Source organism: Acinetobacter sp. 25-47-122 (assembly GCF_056779695.1).
Genome location: NZ_JBWYIJ010000004.1, coordinates 54,159 through 80,959 on the forward strand (window position 1 = coordinate 54,159; position 26,801 = coordinate 80,959).

Sequence of the window (26,801 nt, forward strand, 5' to 3'; positions counted from 1 at the left end):
CTAATTATGACGAGTTTTCAAAATTTATCCAAAGTTCTTCGTATGATTTTTTTGTTGAAGATGATGTATCGCTCAAGCTAGTTTTGTAACGACAAATTGATATGATCTTAGATGATACCTAGAGATAATTTTATTCAGGATGGATTTATGCGTTTTTCAGAAGCCGTTTGGCAACGAAACTACGATTTATATCAAAAAACATTAGCACTCCCTTTTAACCAAGAACTGGCGCTTGGAACACTCGATCGAGAAGTTTTTTGCCATTACGTCATCCAGGATGCGCATTACCTAGTTGCCTATGGTCGTGCATTGGCTATTTGTGGTGCTAAAGCATATGACTCCGATGCCATTATTCAATTTACGCAAGGCGCTAATGAAGCAATTGTGGTTGAGCGTGAACTGCACAATGGTTTTATGCACGAATTTGGCATCACTAAAGCTGATTTTGAAAATACACCTTTGACTGCTGCTTGCCATCATTACACCTCATTTCTGACAGCTACTGCATGGTCAGAGAGTTATCCTGTCGTTTTAGCTTCATTACTGCCGTGCTATTGGATTTATGCGGAAGTGGGCAAAGACATTCTTAAACGTAATATTGCAAATAATCCTTATCAAGCGTGGATTGACACTTATGCTGGCGAGCATTTCAACGAAGAAGTACGCAAAGTCATTGAAATTATTGACCGAGTTGCGGCAGAAAGCGATCAACATACCATTGAAAAAATGCATCAAGCTTACACACGGGGAGCTGAACTCGAATATTTATTCTGGGATAGTGCTTATCATCAACGTCAATGGTTAAGCCTAGATCACTCATGATGCTATCACCTGCATAACCAAATTAAAGGTCGGTGATCTAAACTGCATTGCCGACTTTCAGGCTCATTTCGATTTAAATGGATTTAAAACTGGATTTTAAAGCAAACTTCAAGCACAATTACTATTGATAATAATTCTCATTATCATAAATAAAATTTACTTGAGGTTTTCTATGCAACATTCACTGGGAACAGAAGCAATCCGTGCATATTTCACTTTACAATGCTGTTGGTTAAATAATGAAGAAGTTTATTTAGAAAAAGGCTGTACACACTGTGGATCTGCTGCCACATATCTCATTTATTTTACCAATCATCATATTCAAAATTTAATGCTCGACTTCATTGCTCAATACTCTTGTTCAAGCTCTATACGTTTTGATTTTCTAGATTTACAACATTTCGAAGCCGAATATAACGATTTTCTTCAACACTTAGAAAAAGAAGTAAATTTTTACGCACGTCAACATCATGCTATTGAAAGACATATATGTTTTGAACAGGTGGACTCTATTTTCGAACGTCACTATTCACGTGCTTGCTGATCAATATTCACCCGAAATTCACTTATATTTAACATCCTATGGCTCATCATGACATCAAATTTGTGAATTGATTCTGTCTTGTTCATCTATTTAAAATCAGATTGCAGGAGCTCTCAAAGCACTTTACATTGGACTTTTGCTGTTCAATGAAATTTTACCGACATAATTTGTCGTGTTTTATTTTTCATTTGTGCTTGAACAAAATTAAATCGCTATCATATATCACCTTCACTCAGCATATTTTCGAGATGTTTTATGAGCCAAAGTCATATCCGTATTCGAGGCGCACGCACCCATAACTTAAAAAATGTGAACCTTGATATTCCACGCGATAAATTCGTGGTGATTACGGGACTTTCAGGTTCAGGTAAATCTTCACTGGCTTTCGACACCTTATATGCAGAAGGTCAACGTCGCTATGTTGAATCTTTATCTGCCTATGCACGCCAATTCCTGTCACAAATGGAAAAACCTGAAGTCGATTCGATTGAAGGTTTAAGCCCAGCTATTGCCATCGAGCAGAAATCAACCAGTCATAACCCACGTTCAACGGTCGGTACGATTACTGAAATTTATGACTATTTACGTTTGTTGTATGCTCGAGTGGGTACACCCTACTGCCCTGAGCATGACTTGCCGATGGTGGCACAAACCGTGTCGGAAATGGTTGATGCGGTTAAAGCACTTGAAGAAGGTACGGCTTTATTGTTACTTGCTCCTGTTGTACGTGAGCGCAAAGGTGAATACACCAATTTATTTGAGCAATTACAAAGCCAAGGTTTCGTCCGTGCACGTGTAGACGGTGAAATCATGGAAATTGATCCACCGCCTGAACTGGATAAGAAGAAAAAACATACCATTGAAGTCGTTGTCGACCGTTTTAAAGTCCGCGATGACTTAGGCAACCGTATTGCAGAAAGTTTTGAAACCGCACTGCGTTTAGGTGGTGATATTGCTATTTTGTCATGGATGAAAGGCGAGCAATCTGATCGTGTGTTTTCAGCAAAACACTCATGTCCTGAATGTGACCGTGCCGTTGCCGAATTAGAACCTCGTCTGTTTTCTTTTAACAACCCATTTGGTGCTTGCCCAGTCTGTGATGGTTTAGGGACACGCAGCCATTTTAGTTCTGACAAACTCATTCCAAACCCTGAAGTCAGCATTAGCCAAGGGGCAATTCGTGGTTGGGATCGTCAGCGTCCATACTATTACAGCATGATTGAAAAAGTCGCTGCACACTTCGACTTCTCTCTTGATACGCCGTGGAATGAACTTGATGCGGATACCAAAAAGAAATTCCTTTACGGTACAGGCAAAGAAAAAATTGACTTAAGCTATATCGATGAACGTGGTCGCCGTCATAACCGTGTGATGGCTTTCGAAGGAGTTTTACCACATTTAGAACGTCGTTACCGTGAAACTGAATCAAACTATGTGCGTGATGATTTAGCACAATACTTATCTAATGCTGCGTGTGACGCTTGTGGCGGTTCACGTCTCAATGAAATTTCACGTCATGTGCGTGTCAAAGACAAAACCATTGCCGAAATCACCAAAATGTCGATTGGCGATGCTGAAAGCTATTATCAAGATCTCAATCTTGAAGGCGCCAAAGGTGAAATTGCCGATAAGATTTTTAAAGAAATTCGTGAGCGTTTGCACTTCCTTGTATCAGTCGGCTTGAACTATTTAAGTCTATCTCGTTCAGCCGAAACCTTATCAGGTGGTGAAGCACAGCGTATCCGTTTGGCTTCGCAAATTGGTGCAGGTCTTATGGGCGTCATGTACGTGCTTGATGAGCCATCGATTGGTTTGCATCAACGTGATAATGACCGTTTGCTGGAGACTTTGGTTCGGTTACGTGATCTCGGCAATACCGTTTTAGTGGTAGAGCATGATGAAGATGCCATTCGCGCAGCTGATCATATTATTGATATTGGTCCGGGTGCAGGTGTCCATGGCGGTCATGTTATTGCTGAAGGAACGTACGATGAATTGGCAGCCAATGAAGACTCTCTGACTGGTAAATACTTGTCAGGTAAGTTAAAAATTGAAGTGCCAAAAATGCGTGTGCAACCGCCAAAACCTGATGAGCAAATTAAATTGATGGGTGCATGTGGTCACAACTTAAAGAATGTTGATCTCACCATTCCTTTAGGTGTGATGACCTGTGTGACGGGTGTATCGGGTTCAGGTAAATCGACTTTAATTAACCGTACTTTATTGCCACTTGCAGCAACACAATTGAATGGTGCAACGACGTTAACGGCAGAAAAATTTGATTCGATTGATGGCTTACAATTCCTCGATAAAGTCGTGGATATTGACCAAAGCCCAATTGGACGTACACCGCGCTCAAACCCTGCAACTTATACAGGTTTGTTTACGCCAATTCGTGAACTCTTTGCTCAAACCCCAGAAGCCAAAGCGCGTGGTTATGCCGCGGGTCGTTTCTCATTTAACGTGAAAGGTGGTCGCTGTGAAGCCTGTGAAGGCGACGGTATGATTAAAGTTGCGATGCATTTCTTACCGGATATGTATGTGCCATGCGATGCCTGCCACGGCAAGCGTTATAACCGTGAAACATTGGAAGTCGGCTATAAAGGCAAAAACATTTCTGACGTATTAGAGATGACGGTTGAAGACGCCATGCATTTCTTTGATGCGATTCCTGTCATTCATCGTCGTTTAGAAACTTTACATCAAGTTGGTTTGGGCTATATCCGTTTAGGTCAGTCGGCAACCACGCTTTCAGGTGGTGAAGCACAGCGTGTGAAACTTGCACGTGAGTTGGCGAAGCGTGATACAGGTAAAACACTGTATGTGCTTGATGAGCCAACCACAGGTTTACATTTCCACGATATTGCGAAACTTTTGGATATTCTTCATGAGCTACGCAATAAAGGTAATACCATTGTGGTGATTGAGCATAACTTAGATGTGATTAAAACTGCCGACTGGATTGTGGACTTAGGTCCTGAAGGTGGTGCTGGTGGCGGTATGATTATTGCTGAAGGTACGCCTGAAGAAGTAGCGAAAAATAAGGTTTCGCATACGGCGAGATTCTTAAAGCCGATGTTGAAATAATCTCCCCTAACGCCTCTTTAACAAAGAGGGGGAGGATTTTTAAATAATAAATTTTATGCTAAAACGGTGATTAATTCACCGTTTTTTTATTAGGGGAAACAATGCTGTTTTCAGAAAGATATGGTTATAAAAGTGTTCGAGAAACTATTCAAAAAGAGAGTATTGATGAAAGTTTAAGAAATAAATTATGGTCTTTACTTTATGAGCATATTTTTTCTCAAGATTTATCTTATGACAATATTGCTAAACATTTTTCCCCTTTAAGAGTAGAACTATGCAAAAACTTCTTTAAAATTCCGATTGATGAAATACTTCCCCCTATACAATTTAATGCTTTCATAAAGAAACACTTATTTGCAGGTGAATGGTTTAAATTTTATGATTTAATAGAATTCATCATAAAAAATCAAAAAAATTCTATCTATGTTGATTACAAAACTGTTTTTGATATCAGAAAATTTATAAAAGAAATTAACGTAGTTCTAGAATCCGAGCAGTCAGTATATAGATTAGTTGCCAATCAAATTACCGAAATCACATCAGAAGAAGAAATCCAATCTATCGAAGAAGCCTTAGAAAATTCAAATCCATTTTCAGGTGTTCAACAACATTTAAATCAAGCTCTAACACTTATGTCCGACCGCCAAAATCCTGACTACAGAAACTCGATTAAAGAATCGATTAGTGCGGTCGAATCTATTTGCAAGACTGTTACAAAAGACGATAAAGCCACTTTAGGAAAAGCACTTAAAATTATTGAAGATCAATTCGGTTTACACCCTGCACTTAAAGGAAGTTTAAGCCAACTTTATGGCTATACATCCGATAGCGATGGTATTCGCCATGCAATGTTAGAAGAATCTAATCTAACCTATATCGACGCTAAATTTATGCTCGTTGCGTGCACCAACTTTATTAACTATTTAATTGAGAAAACCAAAGATTAAAACTGAAATTTAATGATATGACAAGCGACATGGATGTCGCTCGTTTGATTGGAATATAAGGATGTGTCCTCAATCAAACAAAAGCATTTTGCCTACTTTTTTTCTTTCAAAAGTAGGAAACTCCTACGCAAATTTAATAAAAAACCTAACTGACAATTGAGGACGTAACTACCGCCAATATTCACATAATCTTAGCTTGAAACCGTATTACGCCCCTGTGCTTTCGCTCTAAATAATGCTTGGTCTGCCTTAGCAAATAAGGCTTTCCAAGAATCAGCGCCGACAGCGACACCCACACTGATCGAAACCGTAAATGATTGACCTTGCTCATCTGTAAATTGTAAATCACCAATACTCTTACGCATCTTTTCTGCAGCACGTAACCCATGCGCTAAGTCTAAATTTTCAATCAACACCAAAAACTCATCCCCACCAAAGCGAACGACTAAATCAGTTGATCGAACATTATGACTTAAACAATTTGCCACCTGCTGAATGACTTGATCCCCTGCAACATGACCATATTGATCATTAACCTGTTTAAAATAATCAATATCTACAATCATCAAACACGTTTGGGTAAACTTATTGGGCTGAGCTTCCATAAGTTTGGTATAAGCTTCTAGAGCAAAACGATTTGAAACACCTGTTAATTTATCAGTATTGGCAATATTCTTTAATTCAAATTCAAACTCATCACGTTGATGCAACATTTTCTGAAGTTTTTGCATCGCTTCGTGTAATGAATGTACTTGCTTCTGCTGATCTTCAATAAAATGACTATCGACCAAAGCATTGGCATACGACAATTCAACTAATTTATCTCTCACCATGATAAGCGGCGAAATAACTTTACGTTGAACATAGATCATCGTAAATAAAGCAGCCAATAGTGAAATTAAAGAGACAATCAAAGTGAGTAGGAAGTTCAGTTGATTCGCGTCTTTTTCTGACTTTGCGATTTCAACGCTCTTATTTAGCAAATAGTCTTGTAAATCGATAACTGTTAAGAATTTACCAGATACAGCTACACTTAATTCAGTCCCTGATAAAAAATAAGGTTGTCCCTTTCGGCTTTCATCAATTAATCGCATGATGATAGGTAAACCTTGATCAATAAACTGAGTTTTCACTTCTTGGTGTAAGCGAGCGAATTCAGCTGTACGATGGCGTTCGGGTTGGATGGTATTCACTAAATCCCACAAATAGCGAACTTGTTTTTGCGTTTGTAATGCGCGTGCAATATTGTCACTTGGTAACGGCTGCTGAAATGTCACATGTGCAGTTACATTTGAAGCAACACGTCCAGCCTGATCACGCAAATCTGCTAACACCAAAATCATGGTGTAATAATGCCCCATCGAACTGTCTTTACTTTTAGACTGCATTACCAGTTTTTTCAGTAAATCATGGCTGCTATCCCACGCATTAAACATTGTAAGAATAGCTTGATCTAAAGCTTCAGGCGTACGCTCTGCAAATGGCAACGAAATATAGTGATCGACTTGTTTGCGACCTTCCGCTAATTTTGGATTTAGGTATTGAGCGACGTACTCTTCTAACCCATCATATCCAGACTGATCTAATCGATGAATCGAGACCTTAATTTGTTCATCTACTCCCGCGCGATACTCAATAAGCGCTTGTTTATTTTTTTCAAACTCTTCTTGTGAACTCGACATTGCCATGTTCGCAGGGCCACGCTCGCGTGAAATACGGTTCGCTAGAGCAGCAACGGCACGAAGATTTTCTATTTCAATCAATGCTGTTTGTGATTTCTGATATTCGCGATAATGGCTAATGACCAATGGGATTGAAATACAGAGGATAGATAAGACGATAATCATCACGAACACAAATAGGCGGCGACCAATTTGTTCGGAATGTGATTTTAACATCCAAACTACCTCTAAAATAAAAGACCGTATAAAGCGGTGAGATTTATAAAATTTCTTTGAACTTAGTTATATTTTACAATATAACCATGCTTAAAAAGCACTTAAAGCACAAGTTTTTATTTAAGAAACAATGTGATAAATATCACACTATTGTAATGCCGTAAATTTTTTTTGTTCAATATTTAAATTATTTTTCCACCAATATACAAGTGACATATTTGGCAGTATTTACTTTTTTTGAATTAAAATCAGATGATTATTTTGATCACTTAATCAGCATCGAAAAAATAGATCATGCGCATAATTTTTAATCATTATACAAACCTCATCCTTTAAACCATAATGCTTACATTGCAAAGACACTGATTCATATCAGATTTGCTTAATGAATTTTGTTCTACCCTCGGATGTTTCTCCCACATACAGAACATCCTTTTTCAGCCCAGCCATCCCAATCGGCTGGGTTTTTTTTATCTTTTATATGACTTTTAACGTAAATAATGAAATAAACCAAGTCGATCTAAAATATCTAAAGTGATTTCCTTTCGTTGCTGAATTTTATCACCATTTTTCATTTCTAAATTTAATGCAAAGGCAGTGACTTGACCGCTGGCTTGTTCTACAAAACCCACATACCAGCCCACCTGAGGCTCAATATCCATTCCCCAACCACTTTTGGCATATAGCTTATTCGCACCACGTGATTCGACATACATCATGTCTCTTACATCTTGTTGTACATCTCTACGAAAGGGCAATGACAACTGTGCCAATCTATAAACAAATTTAACTTGTTGATCAGGTGTAATCTCTAAAGGACCTTTTAACCAAAATTGATCTATCTCATCCCCGACTTTTGTATTTCCATACTGAATTCGACTTAATTCCTGTTGCATCAATGTTGGTCCAATACGGTGTGCTAAGGCTTGATACACAGGTACAACAGATGCTTGTAAGGCTTCACCAAGCGTAAAATCACGTTGCCAACTATCATATGAACGCTTATTTCCATCCCATTTAAACACTTCATACCGAGTTGATTTATGATGTTCTAATCCAATCAAAGCATTCACTATTTTAAAAGTGGATGCAGGGATAAAATTTTCTTTTGCTCTTGTTCGATCAGAACCGTAAGTTTTAACGTGTTTGCCATCATAGGTGAGAAATACACCTTGAATATTTTGCTGATTAAATAGGGTCTCAATATGATGCTGATTCTTTGATTCACTGCTATTCAGCATTGAATCGTCTTTTAAATCGTATGCTTTTGTTCTCGGATTAATATGATCTAAGGCCTGGCAGGCAGATAAAAAAACAGACGTTAAAACAAGTGCAACAACGTAGATTCCTTTCAATTCAATGTTCCAATTTGACCAATGCATTTAATTCAATTTTGACAGATTATTTCCAATTTTTTTGTCTATTTTTAACACTTTTTTTAAAAATAATATTTACATGTGCAATATGCTGGTGCATAATGCCCCACATTAGGGCGAGATAGAAATATACCTCAGCAGAATTTCTGTATTTCCCTCAAGTTTTGGCGAAAAAACCTAGTTTTCTATGAAAACTAGGTTTTTTTTTGCTCATTATTGATAAAGAATACACCCAATTATGCACTATAATGGTGCAAATAAATATAAGTTAAAAAAATCCAGCTTTGGAGAAAGCTGGGTATATAAGAGAAATAACAACTATAATATTTAGTAAATCTAAAAGGTAAAACTCAATTTATTTAAATATAAAAAAAAACTTAGTTAACGAGCATGTAATTATGTGAAAATTAACTTAAATTGCAAACATCGTAACCCTTTGAAATTCCGAATCGACCTAACACTTTACTGCCAAGTAGGTGAAAAAAGTCACATTATTTATTTTCAAATGAGTTAAAATTAAACGAAAATCTTAAATTTCATGTAAATTAACATTTTCTTTATACGTTTTATCCGATTTTAATAATCTTTTTTTTGTATAATTTCGATGCAATTTTTTAAGCTTAACCGACCTTGAAAATCTCCTTATCACATTGTTATTTTTGAATAAAATGTTCAAAAATTCATGTTCTTAATCTTCTTGTATCAAGACATAACACACAAAATAAATTTAGACCAGCATAGTTTTACCTTAAAGATCATTGACTTAATACATTGTTACAATACAATATTTACTGCATATTCATTCGACATTTATTTGGTAACTATTATGAAAAAAATTAGTTTAGCCACTGCTTTATTAGTAGCAATGACTGGGGCACACGCGTATCAAGTTGAAGTACAAGGGGCTGCTGAGTACTTTGATGACTCATTAAACAATGATAACTACACTGGTTCTGTACAAGGTACTTATTACTTCAAGAATGTTGACTCAACTAAAGGTCCTTTAGCTGAAGCGGCTTTCTTAAATCAAGCATCTAATGTTTCTGTTGCTTATAACTTCGGTGAATATTCTGCTGATGTTAAAGTACCTGCTTACGGTATTAATGAAGAAGTTAAAGCAGAACAACATAACTACGGTGCTAAAGCTGAAGCTTACATCCCAACTAAACTTATTCCTTTATATGCAAGCGCGTCATATAGCCATTCAAAAACTGATGCTAAAAATGACTTCACTGCAAACAACCCATTAAACCACCCACAAGTTGCTAAATTAGCAGATGGTAACGGCGATCGTTATGCTTTAGAACTTGGTGCAATGTTACTTCCAAACTTCTTAGTTGCTGTAGGTTATACAAGCGTTGCTGATCAATACTCTTTTGATGTCTTTAAAGCAATCAACAACGGCAGCGTATTCTCAGCACTTGAAACAGGTACTATTGCTGAAGATCAAGATGCGATCACAGCTCGTACTAAATATGTAGGCGGCATCACTGATACAAATATGTCTGTTGGCTTTGAAGCTGGTTTAGTATACGGTGAAGATACACTTTACCAATTAAAATCTGACCTTTACTTCAATCCACAGTTAAGCGCAGGCGTTTCTTATACTGAATCAAGCTTTAATGACACTCCAAGCTCAGCTATCGGTGCTAACGTAAACTACTTCATCACTCCAGCTGTAGCTGTTGGTGCAAGTTATGTAAATGCTAACGCTGAAAATGGTTCTAGTCGTGATACTGAAACTGTTGGCTTAAATGCTAAATTCCGTTTCTAATAAATTATTAGATACAGAATCAAAAAAGGACGCATAATGCGTCCTTTTTTAATCATTCACTATTTACTCAGGGCTACGAATTACACTTAAGAAATGTAAATGTCTTTCGTATTGATCAATGACATCTTGAATTAAGTCTTCTTGTGTCCAGTCCATTACATCATAGGCCTGTCCACCCTCTCTTAAAAACACTTCCGCCTGATAATGATCCTGCTCATTCACCATTGTATCTGGCATAAAGCTCGGTGGCGTTGTTCTTTGTGACATCACTTGATATACGAAATTCAACTCGTCATGATGATCTACCCTCAACTCTATTCCTTCACCCAATCGATTTACACTAACCTTAAACTGTCTTCTTTTGAACTCTTTCTGAACTTGCTCTAATGCTTGAGATACTTGAGATTCAATAAATACATCAACCTCTTCCTTAGAATGAGGATAGTGCATAATCAATCCTAAGCGTTTTTGCCAACTCCGTGGTTGATGAATTGCTCGAGGTGTAATTCTCGCCTCTTGCAGAGCATTCATTTTAATTAAATCTACTTTTAAGGCTTTGAGTAATCCCCAACAAATAAAAAGCATAATGACGGAGAATGGCAACGCACTCATGATGGTCGCAGATTGTAAAGCACCAAGTCCACCGACCAATAATAATACAATTGCCAATACCGCCATAAGCACCGTCCAAAAAAGTCGTTGCCATGTCGGAGAACCTTCACCTTTAGCCGTCAAATAGTCTGTAACTAATGCACCTGAATCCGCTGAAGTGACAAAGAATAAAATAACCAGCGATGTTGCTACCACACTCATCATTGAAGCGAATGGTAAGCTATTTAAAAATTCGAACAATGCAACGGAAGAATCCTTCTGTACTGCTAGCATGAGTGCTTGATTGCCTTCTTGCATAATACTGAAGAGTGCAGCATTCCCCATAAAGCCCATCCAAATGAGTGTAAATCCAGTAGGAATCAACATAACCCCAACAATAAACTCTCGAATGGTTCTTCCATGTGACACACGTGCGATAAACATCCCGACAAATGGTGACCATGATATCCACCATGCCCAATACATAATCGTCCAACCACCAATCCAACCATTCGGTTGATAAGCATATAAATTAAATGTCATGGTAAAGAGATTAGAAACATACTGACCCATGTTCTGAATTGTGGTTTGCAAAAGATAAATGGTAGAACTCGCGAAGAATACAAAGAGCAATAAACTTATTGCCAATACCAAATTCAACTCAGACAACCGTTTAATTCCTTTTTCTAAACCTAGAAAAACGGACAATGATGCCAATGAGCTGACGATAATGATCAGTATCACTTGAGTACTTGCTGATTGAGGAACATCAAATAAATAATTCAAGCCTGAGTTAATTTGCGTTACACCAAAACCCAACGTTGTCGCCACACCAAATACTGTTCCAATCGTGGCAAATGTGTCTACGGCATCCCCCATGGGACCATGAATTTTTTTTCCAATGATCGGATAAAGCGCGGAACGTACTTTTAAAGGCAATTGATGTCGATAAGCAAAATACGCCAAAGACAATCCAATCAATGCATAGATTCCCCATGCATGAAGTCCCCAGTGGAAGAAAGTCACTCGCATCGCTTGCTGCGCTGCCAAAACCGTTTCTCCATCACCGACTGGCGGAGAGACATAATGCATTACAGGTTCTGCTACCCCAAAAAACATCAAGCCAATCCCCATACCTGCGGTAAAGAGCATTGCAAACCAAGAGCCATTACTGTAACTCGGTTGGCTATGATCTGGACCGAGCCTGATTTTGCCGTAGTCAGAAATTGCGATATAAGCCAGCACGATCAGAAATATGGCAACTGCTAAAACATAGAACCAACTAAAAGAATCCGTAATCCATTGGTTCAGTTGCTGAGTAACCAATTCAAAACCATGAGGAGATAACACCACAGTGGCCAAAAATACAAAAATAATGAGTACCGTGCTGATAAAAACACGTGGATTCACATTTGAATACCATGAAGGATGCTGAGAAGACATAATTCCCCTATATATTTATTTTTCGGTGAAACGCTTCAAACTGGATAAAACGCTATATGAAATGAGATCATTTATCCTCAACCTCATACAAAGCCGAGTTAGTTTCATCAAAGACGGAATAGAAAAATCGACTCAATATAGAGCATCGGAGACTGTTTTTTGATCTAAGTACTTATTATTCATGATTTTGCAGATGAATGCCGTTAGCAAGATGTAACGTTCTGTTTTAATCATCCTGATGCTTTGGCAAATGAGCAATGTATTGCAGTGCAATTAAGCGCGAAACAATCAAAGCCAGATACATGACTCCACTAAACATTTGAATCATGGCAATCAGTCTCGCCAGCGGACTCAAGGGCATAATATCTGAAAGACCTGTTGCCGACTGAATACTAAAACTGAGAAACAACAAATCTAACCAACTATGTTGAACAGATTGTTCAGGCGTTATGCTAAAACTCAGTGGGTCATATAGCTGGCAGATGCTATACAAAAATGCGAAGCTCCATGCAATTAAAGTAAAAACAGCCGCTGCCGCAAATAATTCATCTTTGGTCAAATAGCGGTCTTCGAACATATATCGAACCAAACCATAAGCCGCTGTCGTATACGCGATAACTTCAAATACATGCGCTGTAATTTGAATATAGGCTTGATGATATCCAATCAGAATCAAGAAAGAAAAAATGAGAGCTCCTAATACCCCAAATAAACCTACAGCACTAAAAATTGGGGTCATTTTGATGACTTTAGCAATAATAAGAAGGACTAAAGCGCCGAGAATCCAAGTCATGGAGCGATAAGCCAAATCATGACTTGATATCACTGCGAGGAATAAAATCAGCAGCTGTAAAATCAGTAGACACGCGGATGGTAAACGTACGAGATCACGTATCACGCGGCATATTAAACTCATCTCAACTCCAACTATTTTTATTGTTTTGTTTGAATGAAAGCATAGCGGACAGTTGATGACTTGTATGTCATTTAAAATAGAAATTTGGTAAAGAAAAAAAGCCCCTTAAAGGGGCTTTTTATCATGATCAGTATGGTTTAGTGGTCTGACGCACCAGAAATACCAATACCTGTTTGTGAACGTACAAACTGTGCATCAAATGCTTTACGTTCTGCTTGCGCTTGTGCAGAATTGTCTGTCACAGAGAACAACCAGCAGAAGAAGAATGCTAAAGGCATCGCAAATAATGCAGGACCGTTATATGGATTAATTGGTGTATCAGAAATACCAAGCGTATCTACCCAAACTGCTTTAGAAAGTACGATGAGTACAACCGCTAAAACTAATCCAACAACACCACCGGCAACTGCACCACGCGTTGTTAAACCTTTCCAGAACATTGAAAGTACAAGCACTGGGAAGTTTGCACATGCAGCAACAGAGAATGCTAAACCTACCATGAAGGCAACGTTTTGTTTCTCGAACAAGATACCCAAGATCATCGCAAAGATCGCAAGACCTAAAGTCGCGATTTTAGACATACGAAGTTCAGATTCAGGTGTAGTTTGTCCTTTTTTCAATACGTTCGCATATAAGTCATGTGAAATTGCTGAAGCACCTGACAACGTTAAACCTGCAACAACTGCGAGAATCGTGGCAAATGCAACCGCTGAAATGAAGCCCATGAACAAGTCACCGCCTAAAGCATCAGACAAGTGAACCGCAGCCATGTTATTACCACCAACAAGCTCTAGCTTGCCAGTTACTGCCATTTTCGCAATATCAAGGAATTGTGGGTTGTTCGATACATAGAGAATCGCACCGAAACCAATGATGAAAGTTAAAAGATAGAAGTAACCGATAAAGCCTGTTGCAACAACAACTGATTTACGTGCTTCTTTCGCATCTTTTACTGTGAAGAAACGCATGAGGATATGTGGTAAACCAGCTGTACCAAACATCAATGCTAAACCAAGAGAAATCGCATCAATTGGGTTTGATGCCAGACTACCTGGTCCCATGATTTTGGTTGCATCATCTAAGGTTAAATCATGTACTTTAGAGAAGACTTGAATCGATTGCTCGAACATATTGGTGAAGCTAAAGCCAACGCCTTTCATCACCATAAATGCCATGAAGGTAGCACCTGACAACAACATCACTGCCTTAATGATTTGCACCCATGTTGTCGCTAACATACCGCCAAACATAACGTATGCCATCATGAGCAGACCGACGATGACGACAGCAATGTTATAGTTCAAGCCAAACAGAAGCTTGATCAACTGACCAGCGCCGACCATTTGGGCAATCAAGTAGAATGCAACAACAACAAGAGAGCTTAACGCTGCCAGTGTGCGTACAGGTTTTTCTTGTAAACGGAATGATACAACGTCAGATAAATTGTATTTACCCAAGTTACGCAAACGCTCTGCTATCAAGAAAAGTACGATAGGCCAACCTACCATGAAACCAAGTGAATAGAGTAAGCCATCGAAACCTGACAGGAAAACCATCGCAGAAATACCAAGGAACGATGCTGCGGACATATAGTCACCAGCAATGGCTAAACCATTTTGGAAACCAGAAATTCCACCGCCTGCGGTATAGAAATCTTTGGTGTTCGTGGTTTGTTTAGCTGCCCATTTGGTAATCCCCAGCGTTGCACCGACGAAAATCAAGAACATGATAATCGCAGGCCAATTTGTTGCTTGTTGTTCTGCTGCACCTAAATCAGGACCTGCGAATGCCAATCCAGATAACATTGCAGTCCCTGCAAATGTGAGTAAAGAATTCCATTTCATCTTAGTGTAGTCCCTTCTCGTGAGTGATGGCTTCAACTTCGCGCATAGCTTCTTCGTTTAATTGATCGAGCTTATTGTTGGCAATGTACGAATACACACCACATAACAAGAAAGACAGCACGATGATGCCTAATCCTAGAGGGATACCCCAAGTGGTTACACCACCTGAAAGCGATGACAATAAAAATTCTTTGTTATAGCCAACTAAAAGCATAAAACCAACGTAGACAAACAGCATAATGCCTGTCAATGTCCAGCTCAGTGTGCTTTTCTTTTTGACCATTTCTTTGAACTTGGGATTCTGTAGAATTTGCTCTACTTGTCTCTCATCCATAAACAAGACTCCATATGAGACCCAACCGTAGGTCATTTTTTTTATTTAAATTATTCCGATTTTTAAATTAGCAAGATTTTGCATTGGTTGTAATTTAGACTTTGGTCGCTAAATTTTGATCAATTTGAACGTGACAGTTCATGGATGCGTTATCATTACACGAGATTCTCAAGTGTAAGTCCTATGAACAGTTGGTTGATTATTGGGGTACTCGCCCTCTACATCCTCATCCTTTTTATTTGCGCCTTTTTTGGTGAAAAACATGCCAGTCGGCTCAGCCCACGTGGACGCATGTTATTGTTTAGTTTGACCTTAGGCGTGTACTGTTCGTCTTGGACATTCTACGGTGCAACGGGTGCTGCTGTTCGTGAAGGGATCATTTTCCTTCCAATCTACTTAGGCCCACTTCTGTTTGTCTGGTTTGGTTATGATATTTGGCGTCGCTTAGGTCGGGTACGTCAGCACCATGCTATTTCCTCAATTGCTGACTTTGTGGCAGCACGTTATGGCAAAAGCGGACCTCTCGCCTCACTCGTCACCATTTTAGCCGTGATCGCCATCATTCCTTATCTTGCCTTACAACTGAGAGCCATTGCACTCAGTGCATCCGTGATGTTGCAACAAGATTCAGAAGTGATGAATCTGACCACCAATGGTGTTCTTGCACTTACAGGGGTTCTCGCAATTTTGGCTATGATGTTTGGTACACGTCAGATTGCCAACACCGAACAGCATGGTGGTTTAATGCTGGCAGTCGCTTTTGAATCCTTTGTTAAATTATTTGCACTCCTCTGTGTCGCTTTTTTCTTTTTATTTGAACGCCCCGAAAACCTCATTCAAGTTTCCGCAGACGTATCCAAAACCTTCCATGAAATTCAACTGATGGGCGTGCCAGATACCTTTTGGATTCAAACACTTTTAGCAGCATTAGCGATTATATGTTTGCCACGCCAGTTTCATGTTGCTGTAGTTGAATTACGTGATGAAAAACATATTCGTGGTGCGCGCAGATGGTTTGCCGCTTACATCATTTTAACCGTTGTCGCGATTATTCCGATTGCAAGTTGGGCACTTCATGCTGCACCAGAATACATGGCAGTCCCTGATGTTGCCGTGCTGTCACTGCCTTTGAGCTATAACCAAGAATGGCTGACGCTCTTAGCATTCCTTGGAGGATTTTCGGCTTCAACTGGTATGCTTTTAGTCTCTTCAGTCGCACTCTCAATCATGCTCAGTAACGACTTGATTATGCCTGCGCTATGGCGCTTGGGTTGGATTTCTCGTCATGACAAGCGTTTACCTCGAATGCTGAAATTCACACGTCGCGTATGTATTTTGGCGGTCATGCTACTTGGATTCTTGTTCTTCCATTTCTTTAATGACATTGATCAGCTGTCAGTATTTGGTCTTTTGGCATTTAGTGCTGTTGCACAGTTTGCACCTGCACTTATTGGGGGGTTGTACTGGCGTGGTGGAAGTAAGCAAGGGGTCTATGCAGGTCTCATCGTTGGTTTTGTGATGTGGAGTTACACACTGCTCTTACCAACAATTTTAAGAAGTTTACCAGATGAATATTATCAATTTACTTATTCGTTTCTAATGTTTGGTCCTCTGGGATTTGACTTATTAAAGCCTGAAGCATTACTTGGTTTTGAATCATTTGCGCCATTAACACATGGTGTAATTTGGTCACTTGGCTTAAATATCGTGCTCTACATCTGGATCTCACGAATTTATCGTCCAAGTATTGCTGAGCAAATACAGGCAGAAAGTTTCTTCTATTACGAAACTAAACCCCTACAAACGCAACAAACCTCAAATGAAGTTAATTATTTACATCATGATGTCGCACGATTAAAAGTGGGTGACCTGATCACGCTTGCCAAACGGATTACGGGTGAAGGTCCGACCATGCATGCGTTTAATCAATTCTGCTTATCCAATAATGTGATATTAAACGAAAACAGCAGTGCCAATGGGATGTGGTGGCGTTTCACTGAACAATATCTTGCTGGCACAATTGGAGCTGCATCGGCACGTACCCTACTCACTACAGCCATGGTTAACAATGGATTAGCACTTGGACAGGTCGCTAATATTCTAGACCAAGCATCACAATGGCAACGCTTTAACCAAAATCTAATTATGACCATGATCGACCACATGACCCAAGGGGTAAGTGTTGTCGATGAAAACATGTGTTTAGTCGCATGGAATAATCAATATCTCGTTTTATTCGATTATCCAAAAGATTTGGTATATGTGGGCTGCCCGATTGCAGACTTGATCCGATACAACGCAGAGCGCGGTGAATGTGGACCTGGTTCCGTTGAAGAGCACGTACGTAAACGTATTCATTGGATGAAAGTAGGTAGCGCTCATGAGTTTGAACGTATTCGTAAAGATGGTCGTGTTATCCAAATGCGAGGAAATCCAATCGAAGGCGGTGGCTTCGTGACGACATTTGCTGATATTACGGCATTCCGAGAAACTGAAGCACTACTTGAAGGACGCGTTCAAGATCGCACTCAACAACTTGCCAATGCCTTGGCAGAACAACAATTGGCACGTGAACAAGCTGACAAAGCCAATATGTCAAAAAGTCGATTCATTGCTGCAGCAAGTCATGATTTACTTCAACCTATGCACGCTGCACGGTTATTCAGTACGGCATTAGAACAAAGCATTCAAAATGAAGAAGATGCTAAAACGCTACAGCAACTCGATCGTGCCTTACATGGTGCAGAGAGTATGCTTTCTGCATTATTAGACATTGCACGTTTAGAAGGTGGAACAATACAACCTAAACGACAAGCCTATCCATTACATGACCTATTGAGTGACTTAGAACTACAATTTAAATCAATTGCAGCACAACGAGCGATCTCCTTCCGAGTGCATGACGTGAAATTCTGGATTGATACAGATCCTCAATGGATTCGCCGTATTATTCAAAACTTTGTCAGTAATGCCCTAAGATACACAGCAAAAGGTCGTGTAATTGTTGGGGTGTTACGTTCAGCAGAAAGAGCAAACCATATTCGTATTGGTGTTTGGGATACTGGTCCAGGGATTGCTGAACAACAACGTATTAAACTCTTCCAAGAGTTTGAACGTTGTGGACATACCTCGCCATGGGGTGAACAAGGTTTAGGTCTTGGACTCGCCATCGTTCAGAGAATGACCAGCATGTTGGGTTATCCTGTGCATGTGTATTCCGAGTTGGGTAAGGGTTCATGTTTTATGATTGAAGTCCCACTCATCGATGCACCAAAGGTTGTGACCGCACCAGTTCAAGCCACACCATTAAAATCTGCAGCGTATAAAATTTTATGTTTAGACAATGATGAAACTATTTTAGAAGGCATGGCAACTTTGCTTACTAAATGGGGTTATCAAGTGTTTAAAGCCACAGAACCTGAACAAGCGCTTGAGATTATTCAACAAGAGAACATTCAAGTTTGGTTGGTCGATCAACACCTGAATTCAAATAAAATAGGATTAGATTTTATTGTAGAACATCGTCAAGAAAATGTGCCTGTGGCATTGATTACAGCTGATTCAGATCCTGAGCTTCCGCAAAGACTCAAAGAGCTGAATATTGTCCTATTGAAAAAACCTCTCAAACCTGCCTCTCTACGTTCATGGTTATCAGGTTTAAAAATTTCAAAATAAGATTCGAAATAGTCACATTTTGATACATTCATCACCCAGTTTTTCCACGAAAAGCTGGGTGATTTTTATACATATTCACACCGTACTTTACAATGATTGGCAGATCTCAGCTTTAGAGGTGGCAAAAGAGAACAAAATAAAGCTAAAAAGAGCATTGGCAATTGACCAAAAAAATCAAAGTCCGATTTTCTATGGCAAAACACATCAAAAGTTGAAATATCATTTAAAACAAATAGTTACAAGTTTACTAACATCATGTTTTTAGATGACAAATTTACTCATCAAATAAAAATTAATACTTTAGTCTTATTCTTATTGCAATCAACATAATTCTAAATCTAGCCATCAGCACATCTTCTTTCGATTAAAGCAATCAAAGTGCCTCAAATTTTCTCGAGAATAAAAGTATCAAATGGAGTCTTGCAATGAACATTTCAGAAGCTATGCCACATGGTTTAGATCGTAATCACGAATTTCATCGCCAATATGGTGCCAATGCAATTTTGCCTGAAATCAAGTGGCAAGAAATTTTTCCATCTACATCCTTAAAAAATGTACATGTACGTGCCTTGGAACAGATTTACCAAACTGCAGTACCTTTGGCTTTACAGGTTTTTGAACAATTAAAATTTGATGTATTTACACCAGCAGCTTATCACCCTCAAGGCTTAGGTTTATTTGATAAATTGGCACAACAAGAAAATCAACTTATTCAACGTTTAGCATCAGAATGCCGAGATTTAGATGAACATACGCGTCATCAAGTGTGGAGTATGTTGTTGCGTGGTGGTGCCGTTTTGGTATTTAAAGCTTGGCTTGGTAAAGTGAAAACTGGTGAAAATACGCTTGATACCACGCAGTTTGATGAAATTTCAGATTTACTCTTTATCAAAACACCGCCGCTTGCACTCGCAGAAAAATTAGGCATCGATGCACATGCAGATTTCGATCATATTTTTCTCATGTATGGCAATGAGGTGTTTTTAGATCGTTTTAATGGGCTTGAAACGGCTGCACTCTTTGTTGATTTGAAAGTTTATGATGCCGCTTTTTTAAGTCTTAGAGATGATCGCGTTGCAGAATATTTAAAACGCAAGGGCTATGTAACACAAGATCAAATTGATGAACTTCAATGTGCACTCAATCCTCTATATTGTAATGAGTTGACACCTAAACAGGACTGTTTAGCCTAAAGTAGATACGCATCGAAAAAAAGACCTTTGATTAGGTCTTTTTTTCAAATCTAAGAATCAATTAAACACGTTTTTCTTCGATGTTTAATGCATTAATCGCTAATACAGCCTGAGTACGATTTTGAACGCCTAATTTACGGAAAATCGCGGTCACATGCGCTTTAATCGTTGCTTCAGAAACATCAAGTTCGTATGCGATCTGTTTATTCAACAAACCTTCCGCAACCATCATTAACACTCGGAATTGTTGTGGTGTTAGAGATTGAATACGTTCTGCTAAAGCTGTTTCATCTGCAGCACGTGGATCAAAGTTTAAATTCGCAGGCAGATTTGGCGGTAACCACATATCCCCTTCTAATACCTGACGAATCGCTTCACCAATGTGACTTGGATGCGCTGATTTTGGAATATAGCCCATTGCACCATGTGCAATCGAGCGTTGAATAATTGAAACTTCTTCATGCGCCGATACGACAATAATTGGTAACGATGGATACTGTGCACGCACATGCACCAACGCTGAGAAGCCTGATGCACCTGGAAGATTCAAATCTAAAAGTACTAAATCTGGTTCAGGACCTTTTTCTAAACGTTCATAAAATTCATTAACAGCAGCTGTTTCATGGATTTGGGCTTGCGGTAAGCTGTAACGAACTGCTTGAATTAAAGCATGACGAAACAGTGGATGATCATCAACGATTAAAATATTCATAAGCGAGGCGAGAGATCTCAAACACAATCAATATACTAACTGTGCTATAGCTGTTAAGGATATATAAATATTAACGAATTTTTGCAGAAAATGTCGGGCTAAATCTTACAAACGCGATTTTTTTATGTAATTTTGAAAATTCGATAAGCACATCACTTTTAAATATAAAATTTATTCAAATATTGAAATAGCTTATTCATAATCATAAATATACGTTTATTCAGTTATTTATCACTTATTTGTATCTCAAAAAGATTTAATTATCGCCATATACGCAAAAATGATATTTATTCTTATTTTGCTTATTTTACAGAATAAGCATAAATCCACATAAATAGTGCATCCGAGATTAATTTTAAATTTTTAGGTTTGTACTATGTCTACTGCTCAACAAAAACCATTAAATATCGTTGCTGTCTCTGGCGGTCTAAATAATCCTTCAAAAACTGAAGCGCTTGTTCAAGCGATTTTGGATGAGTTAGGTGAAGCAACACCTATTAATGTGCATTTTATTAAATTTAGCGAAATCGGTCATTTATTAGGTGGTGCCATTTATCGCAATCAGCTGCCGCAACGTGTTCAAGATGATCTTGCTGCTGTTGAAGCCGCGGATGCGTTGATTGTGGGAACGCCCGTATATCGCGCATCTTTCACAGGTTTATTTAAACATTTCTTTGACTTTGTAGAACAAACTGCGCTGGTTGATGTGCCTGTATTACTAGCTGCATCAGGGGGCAGTGATCGCCATGCCTTAGTACTTGAGCATCAATTGCGTCCTTTATTTAGCTTCTTCCAAGCACAGACTTTGCCAATTGGCGTTTATGCAACTGATCGTGATTTTACGCCTGAATACACCATTCACAGTGAACTATTACGTGCGCGCATTACCTTAGCCATTGCTCGTGCTTTACCAATTTTAGAGTGGGCACCAGCCAAAGGTAAACGTGCTGAGGTTGTGAAAGATAAAACCCAACAAGCCAATCAAAACTTGGGCATTAACAAACAAATTGAACAAGAAGAAGTATTACCTTCAGCAGCAGTACCAAGTTTAGATGCAGCAGAGTCACGCTTGCATCACAAGAATAATGCTGCCCCAAAAATTGAAGTGGCATAAATATAATTGAATCAATGAGGGTATAAGCCATGTCTAATGCACAAAAACAAGCGATTAAATTTGCCTATTGGGTTCCAAATGTCAGTGGTGGTCTTGTCGTCAGTAATGTTGAACAACGAACAGACTGGAGCTACGACTACAATGTTCGACTCGCGCAAGCTGCTGAAAAAAGTGGATTTGAATATGCTTTGACACAGATTCGATTCACGGCAGGATACGGTGCGGAGAATCAGCATGAATCTGTAAGCTTTAGTCATGGCTTATTGGCAAAAACTGAAAAATTACGTGTAATCGCAGCAATTTTACCAGGCCCTTGGAAACCCGCGCTGGCGGCTAAACAGCTCGCGACAATTGATCATTTAACCAATGGTCGTATCGCTATTAATGTTGTGAGCGGATGGTTCCGTGGTGAATTTGATGCCATCGGTGAAGAATGGCCTGAACACGATCAACGATATGCACGTTCAGAGGAGTTTATTCGTAGCTTAAAAGGCATTTGGACGCAGGATAACTTTAGTTTTGATGGAAAATATTATCAATTTAAAGACTACACCTTGAAGCCAAAACCTGTTCAAAGCCCACATATTGAAATTTTCCAAGGGGGTAGCTCGCGTGCCGCACGTGATATGGCATCTCGTGTTTCTGATTGGTATTTCACCAATGGAAACACGCCTGCTGAAATTAAAAAGCAGATTGATGACATCCGTGAAAAAGCCAAGCTGAATCAACATCAAGTCAAAATTGGGGTGAATGCCTTTATCATTGCTCGCGATACTGAAGAGGAAGCAAAAGCTGTACTTCAAGAAATCATTGACAATGCAAATGTAGAAGCAGTCAATGCCTTTGGTGATGCAACTCGTGAAGCTGGTGCCGCAACTCAAGAAGGTGAAGGTAACTGGGCAAAATCAACATTTGAAGATCTTGTCCAATACAACGACGGGTTCAGAACAAATCTCATCGGTACACCGCAACAAATTGCTGAACGTATCGTTGAATTAAAATCAGTTGGTGTGGATCTGATCTTATCTGGCTTCTTACATTTTATAGAGGAAGTTGAATATTTTGGTGAAAAAGTACTGCCTTTAGTTCGAAAACTCGAAGCTGAACAGCAACAACACATCACCGCTAAATCAGCTTAATTGGTCTTCGATTAATTAACAACGATCTGAATGAAATCAGCGCTTTGTTCAGTCTTGTTTTGACCCTGATAACTATAATAATAGCGTCATGCAGTAGCAACTTAACCCCCAAGGCTCGGCTTGGGGGCTTTTTATTGGATAGTTCATATAATCTGATCAGCAACAGTACATCGAAAATTGAATAAATCGTACATTGTTCAGCTGTTGCACGGTTATAATCACCTCAAAAATGAAGACAGCACAGCCTTATGGGTTCAATTCAATCAATAGAACATTCAAACAATTCCTCTGGTGCTTCAGCGAATAAAATGGCGGTTCATATTATTTTCGCTATTGCATTAGCGCATGGATTACATGATCTGATCCAGTCTTGCTTACCAGCCATTTATCCCATGCTGAAACTCAATTTTGACTTGAGCTTTACCCAAATCGGGATTATTTCTTTGGTCTATCAAATGACTGCATCTATTCTGCAACCTTGGGTTGGACTCTACACTGATAAGCATCCTAAGCCCTACCTCCTCCCTTTGGGTATGTGCGTTACACTGCTAGGTATCGTTCTGCTGGCATTTGCATGGACTTTTCCAATCTTACTGATTTCAGCAGCACTCATCGGTGTGGGCTCATCTGCCTTTCACCCAGAAGCCTCACGAGTAGCGAGAACAGCATCAGGTGGTCGCTTCGGAACTGCTCAATCCGCTTTTCAAGTGGGTGGTAATAGCGGCTCTGCCGTTGGGCCACTGTTGGCCGCAGCAATCATTGTACCGAACGGCCAAGCCTCAGTTGCTTGGCTCATGATATTTGCCATTTTCGCTATTTATCTGCTTTACAGAATCAGTCGATGGACCATTCAATATGGTGTTCAAGCTGCTTCAGCAGTAAAAGCCAAGCAATCAATACCGTTGAAAGGTTCTAAACTTGTACAGGGAATTGTGATTATCTGTGCGTTAATGTTTGCAAAATTCACGTACATTGCAAGTATTGGAAATTACTATACCTTCTATTTGATCGAAAAGTTTCAGGTCAGTATTCAACAGGCTCAGCTTTATTTATTTGCTTTTTTAGCTGCAGTCGCAATCGGTACTTTTGCTGGCGGCCCTATCGGTGACAAAATAGGTCGTAAAGCTGTCATTTGGATTTCCTTCATTGGCATGGCACCCTTTGCATTACTCATGCCACATGTGAATTTGATGTGGACGTGTATCTTTGCGATTCTTGCTGGATTGATTATGTCTTCCGCATTTTCAGCAATGGTTGTATATGCACAAGAAGCGATGCCAGGTCGTGTCGGCATGGTCTCTGGTTTGATGTTTGGTTTGATGTTTGGGATCAGCGGTATCGCGGCAGCAGCTTTGGGCTATGTGGCAGATCATCAAGGTATTCGTTGGGTATTTCACTTTAGCTCATACTTACCACTACTGGGTTTATTGACCTTCTTTTTACCTAGAACCAATTGATCTGCGTAAGATGATCATCGCTACGATCTCAGTTAGGATTAAAAGCAATTAAGATTTATTTTTAGGCAAAGGTTTATTATGTATACAGGTATCGTGCAAGGGTTAGAAAAAGTATTAGATATACAGCATAAAGAGGGATATCGGACTTTTGTTATTTCTAATGCGCTCAACCTTTTTCATGATGTATTTATCGGCGCCAGTGTTGCGATTAATGGTGTTTGCTTAACCGCTACACAAATTGATCTGATCGCTGGTCAAGTGCATTTTGATGTTTCAAATCTGACACTTGAATTAACCACTTTAGGTCAACTCAACGTCGGTGATGAGGTCAACATTGAACGCTCCGCTAAAGTAGGTGCTGAGAATGGTGGGCATAATTTATATGGTCATATTGAAGGCACTGCAACCGTAAAGCATTTAAGCAAAAATGGTGAAACGTTTCATATCGACCTTGAAATTCCAAATGGCAATATCAAATATTTCTTCTTAAAGGGCTTTATCGGTTTAAATGGCTGCAGTTTGACAGTCAATCGGGTTGATCGTGCAAACAATCAAATCTCAATCGATCTTATTCCAGAAACTTTACGCTTAACCACATGGAAATATGTTCAAGTCGGCGATCAAGTCAATTACGAAATTGATCAGATGACACGTACGCTTGTCGATACTTTAGAAAATATTCATCAAAAATAAATAAAAGCCTCTACGATAGAGGCTTTTTTCATAATCAATTGGATCTAAGAGTAGAAACTTGGATCTGGAATTTTTCCAGTTAATGCCCACTCTCCGACTTCCTGATATTTATAATCAATTGGATCATGCAGGGTTTGGGTTCGTACATTACGCCAGAATCGATCTAAATTCAGTTTTGCAGTAGTCGCGCGTGCACCCATCACTTGAAAAATATTTTGTGTCACATAAAGTGAAGTACTAGTCGCTGCAATTTTGGCGGTTGCGATTGCAATTGAGGCTTCACCACGTTGCTCCGCAGTTAATGTTTCCCCTTCATCCCACGCCTTTTGTAATGTATTGATCGCTTTTTCCGCGAGCAAGCGCACACCTTCAAGTTGCACATAAAATTCGGCGAAATGCTTCTGGGTAAATGGATCATTCACCGCTTGTTCAACCAGTGATTTCGACCAAGCTTTTTGTGTTTGAACTGTCTCTTTCGCAACATTGAACGCTCCCTCAGCAACACCTAAAAATAAATGCACGAAAATCAGTTGAGCAATTAGCGGTCTCAAACTTGAATAAGGTGTACTTAAAGGACCGGGATTGAGGAGTAATTCATCCTTGCGAATTTTGACCTGTTCAAAATGACTGGTACCACTATCCGTTTGACGTTGCCCCATATTATTCCAATCCCCAAGAAAGCTCACGCCCTCTCGTGCTGTTGGAATCACGCCAATCAGTAACTTTCCATCTTCATTAAATCCCGAACAGAGCAGGATATCTGAATCAATTGATCCAGAACAAAAACTTTTATCACCATGGAAGATAAATTCTTCATCAGAAACTTGTTTCGCGGTTGTTCTACGATCTAATGGATTTAACGTATTTCCCCAAAATAAGTTGTGTTTGGCGGTTTGTCTAAACCAATCTCCATATTGAGCTGGCTGTGCAAAAAGTTGTACCGTCGCAATAAGCAAATGATGAAAGCCATATACATGCGCAAGTGAACTATCAACTTGAGCAATGGTTTGAATAGTTTTAAAAATCGTGCTCCAAGTTGCACCTTGCCCACCAAATTCTTTTGGAATAGATAAAGACAACAAACCACTTTGTCGAATTAGATCTCGCTGAGCCTTTGGATTTCCACCTTGTTTATCTCGTTCTGCTGCGGTTTTCGCAAACTCAGATGCAAGTATTTGCGCAGTCTCAAGTGGCGTTTCAGGATTAAAATTTAGGGGAGAATTCATTGTTATATTCCGTATC

General features: G+C 39.2%; 19 protein-coding genes. 11 read left to right on the forward strand and 8 right to left on the reverse strand.

Features of this window, described 5'->3' with window-relative positions; all coding sequences use genetic code 11:
- Positions 1–147: 147 nt before the first annotated feature.
- The 4 genes from tenA to AC1M9P_RS04730 all read left to right on the forward strand — a co-directional run bounded on the left by tenA (position 148) and on the right by AC1M9P_RS04730 (position 5,400).
- Entirely contained in the window at positions 148–822 is a 675-nt protein-coding gene (tenA, locus tag AC1M9P_RS04715; RefSeq protein ID WP_481586851.1) for a thiaminase II, read from the forward strand.
- Between the two features lie 172 nt (positions 823–994).
- Entirely contained in the window at positions 995–1,366 is a 372-nt protein-coding gene (locus tag AC1M9P_RS04720) for a hypothetical protein (protein WP_180028470.1), read from the forward strand.
- Positions 1,367–1,621: 255 nt separating this feature from the next.
- The gene (uvrA, locus tag AC1M9P_RS04725) at positions 1,622–4,453 is read left to right on the forward strand and encodes an excinuclease ABC subunit UvrA (protein WP_481586852.1); all 2,832 of its coding nucleotides are present in this window, start codon (positions 1,622–1,624) and stop codon (positions 4,451–4,453) included.
- A gap of 101 nt (positions 4,454–4,554) precedes the next feature.
- On the forward strand, positions 4,555–5,400 hold the full coding sequence (locus AC1M9P_RS04730) for an AbiJ-NTD4 domain-containing protein (protein WP_481586853.1): 846 nt from the start codon (positions 4,555–4,557) through the stop codon (positions 5,398–5,400).
- Positions 5,401–5,591: 191 nt separating this feature from the next.
- Here the strand turns inward: AC1M9P_RS04730 and AC1M9P_RS04735 are convergent, their stop codons facing one another.
- A complete protein-coding gene (locus tag AC1M9P_RS04735; RefSeq protein ID WP_481586854.1) occupies positions 5,592–7,298 on the reverse strand; it encodes a GGDEF domain-containing protein in 1,707 nt (568 codons plus the stop codon).
- A 488-nt stretch (positions 7,299–7,786) separates the two neighbouring features.
- Complete coding sequence (gene blaOXA / locus AC1M9P_RS04740) at positions 7,787–8,680, reverse strand: class D beta-lactamase (protein WP_481586855.1); 894 nt, start codon at positions 8,678–8,680, stop codon at positions 7,787–7,789.
- Positions 8,681–9,500: 820 nt separating this feature from the next.
- On the opposite strand from blaOXA, the gene omp33-36 reads away from it, so the two are divergent.
- On the forward strand, positions 9,501–10,448 hold the full coding sequence (omp33-36, locus tag AC1M9P_RS04745) for a porin Omp33-36 (protein WP_035265773.1): 948 nt from the start codon (positions 9,501–9,503) through the stop codon (positions 10,446–10,448).
- A gap of 63 nt (positions 10,449–10,511) precedes the next feature.
- Here omp33-36 and AC1M9P_RS04750 read toward each other — a convergent pair whose 3' ends face one another.
- The 4 genes from AC1M9P_RS04750 to AC1M9P_RS04765 form a co-directional block, all read right to left on the reverse strand.
- Positions 10,512–12,482: a BCCT family transporter gene (locus AC1M9P_RS04750; RefSeq protein WP_481586856.1), complete on the reverse strand. Its 1,971-nt coding sequence runs from the start codon at positions 12,480–12,482 to the stop codon at positions 10,512–10,514.
- A gap of 226 nt (positions 12,483–12,708) precedes the next feature.
- Positions 12,709–13,398 carry an ion channel gene (locus AC1M9P_RS04755; protein ID WP_481586857.1) on the reverse strand — a complete coding sequence of 230 codons (690 nt, stop codon included), beginning with the start codon at positions 13,396–13,398 and terminating at the stop codon, positions 12,709–12,711.
- A gap of 137 nt (positions 13,399–13,535) precedes the next feature.
- A complete protein-coding gene (locus tag AC1M9P_RS04760) occupies positions 13,536–15,242 on the reverse strand; it encodes a cation acetate symporter (RefSeq protein WP_180028478.1) in 1,707 nt (568 codons plus the stop codon).
- Position 15,243: 1 nt separating this feature from the next.
- On the reverse strand, positions 15,244–15,576 hold the full coding sequence (locus tag AC1M9P_RS04765) for a DUF485 domain-containing protein (RefSeq protein ID WP_035265779.1): 333 nt from the start codon (positions 15,574–15,576) through the stop codon (positions 15,244–15,246).
- A gap of 183 nt (positions 15,577–15,759) precedes the next feature.
- Between AC1M9P_RS04765 and AC1M9P_RS04770 the strand changes: the two genes are divergently transcribed.
- Both AC1M9P_RS04770 and AC1M9P_RS04775 read left to right on the forward strand, forming a co-directional pair.
- The gene (locus AC1M9P_RS04770; protein ID WP_481586858.1) at positions 15,760–19,251 is read left to right on the forward strand and encodes a hybrid sensor histidine kinase/response regulator; all 3,492 of its coding nucleotides are present in this window, start codon (positions 15,760–15,762) and stop codon (positions 19,249–19,251) included.
- Positions 19,252–19,676: 425 nt separating this feature from the next.
- Complete coding sequence (locus tag AC1M9P_RS04775; RefSeq protein ID WP_481586859.1) at positions 19,677–20,444, forward strand: hypothetical protein; 768 nt, start codon at positions 19,677–19,679, stop codon at positions 20,442–20,444.
- A gap of 61 nt (positions 20,445–20,505) precedes the next feature.
- On the opposite strand, the gene AC1M9P_RS04780 is transcribed toward AC1M9P_RS04775, so the two are convergent.
- Positions 20,506–21,156, reverse strand: a complete 651-nt coding sequence (locus tag AC1M9P_RS04780; protein WP_035265788.1) for a response regulator — start codon at positions 21,154–21,156, stop codon at positions 20,506–20,508.
- 376 nt (positions 21,157–21,532) lie between these two features.
- Here AC1M9P_RS04780 and msuE point away from each other — a divergent pair, with 376 nt between their 5' ends.
- The 4 genes from msuE (at position 21,533) to AC1M9P_RS04800 (ending at position 25,559) form a co-directional block, all read left to right on the forward strand.
- Positions 21,533–22,270 (forward strand): FMN reductase, encoded by a 738-nt coding sequence (gene msuE, locus AC1M9P_RS04785; RefSeq protein ID WP_035265789.1) that lies wholly within the window; start codon positions 21,533–21,535, stop codon positions 22,268–22,270.
- Between the two features lie 29 nt (positions 22,271–22,299).
- Positions 22,300–23,409: a dimethylsulfone monooxygenase SfnG gene (gene sfnG / locus AC1M9P_RS04790; protein ID WP_092766500.1), complete on the forward strand. Its 1,110-nt coding sequence runs from the start codon at positions 22,300–22,302 to the stop codon at positions 23,407–23,409.
- A gap of 308 nt (positions 23,410–23,717) precedes the next feature.
- On the forward strand, positions 23,718–24,866 hold the full coding sequence (locus AC1M9P_RS04795; protein WP_481586961.1) for an MFS transporter: 1,149 nt from the start codon (positions 23,718–23,720) through the stop codon (positions 24,864–24,866).
- 78 nt (positions 24,867–24,944) lie between these two features.
- Entirely contained in the window at positions 24,945–25,559 is a 615-nt protein-coding gene (locus AC1M9P_RS04800) for a riboflavin synthase subunit alpha (protein WP_481586860.1), read from the forward strand.
- 44 nt (positions 25,560–25,603) lie between these two features.
- Here the strand turns inward: AC1M9P_RS04800 and AC1M9P_RS04805 are convergent, their stop codons facing one another.
- Positions 25,604–26,785 (reverse strand): acyl-CoA dehydrogenase family protein, encoded by a 1,182-nt coding sequence (locus AC1M9P_RS04805; RefSeq protein ID WP_481586861.1) that lies wholly within the window; start codon positions 26,783–26,785, stop codon positions 25,604–25,606.
- Between the last annotated feature and the right edge of the window lie 16 nt (positions 26,786–26,801).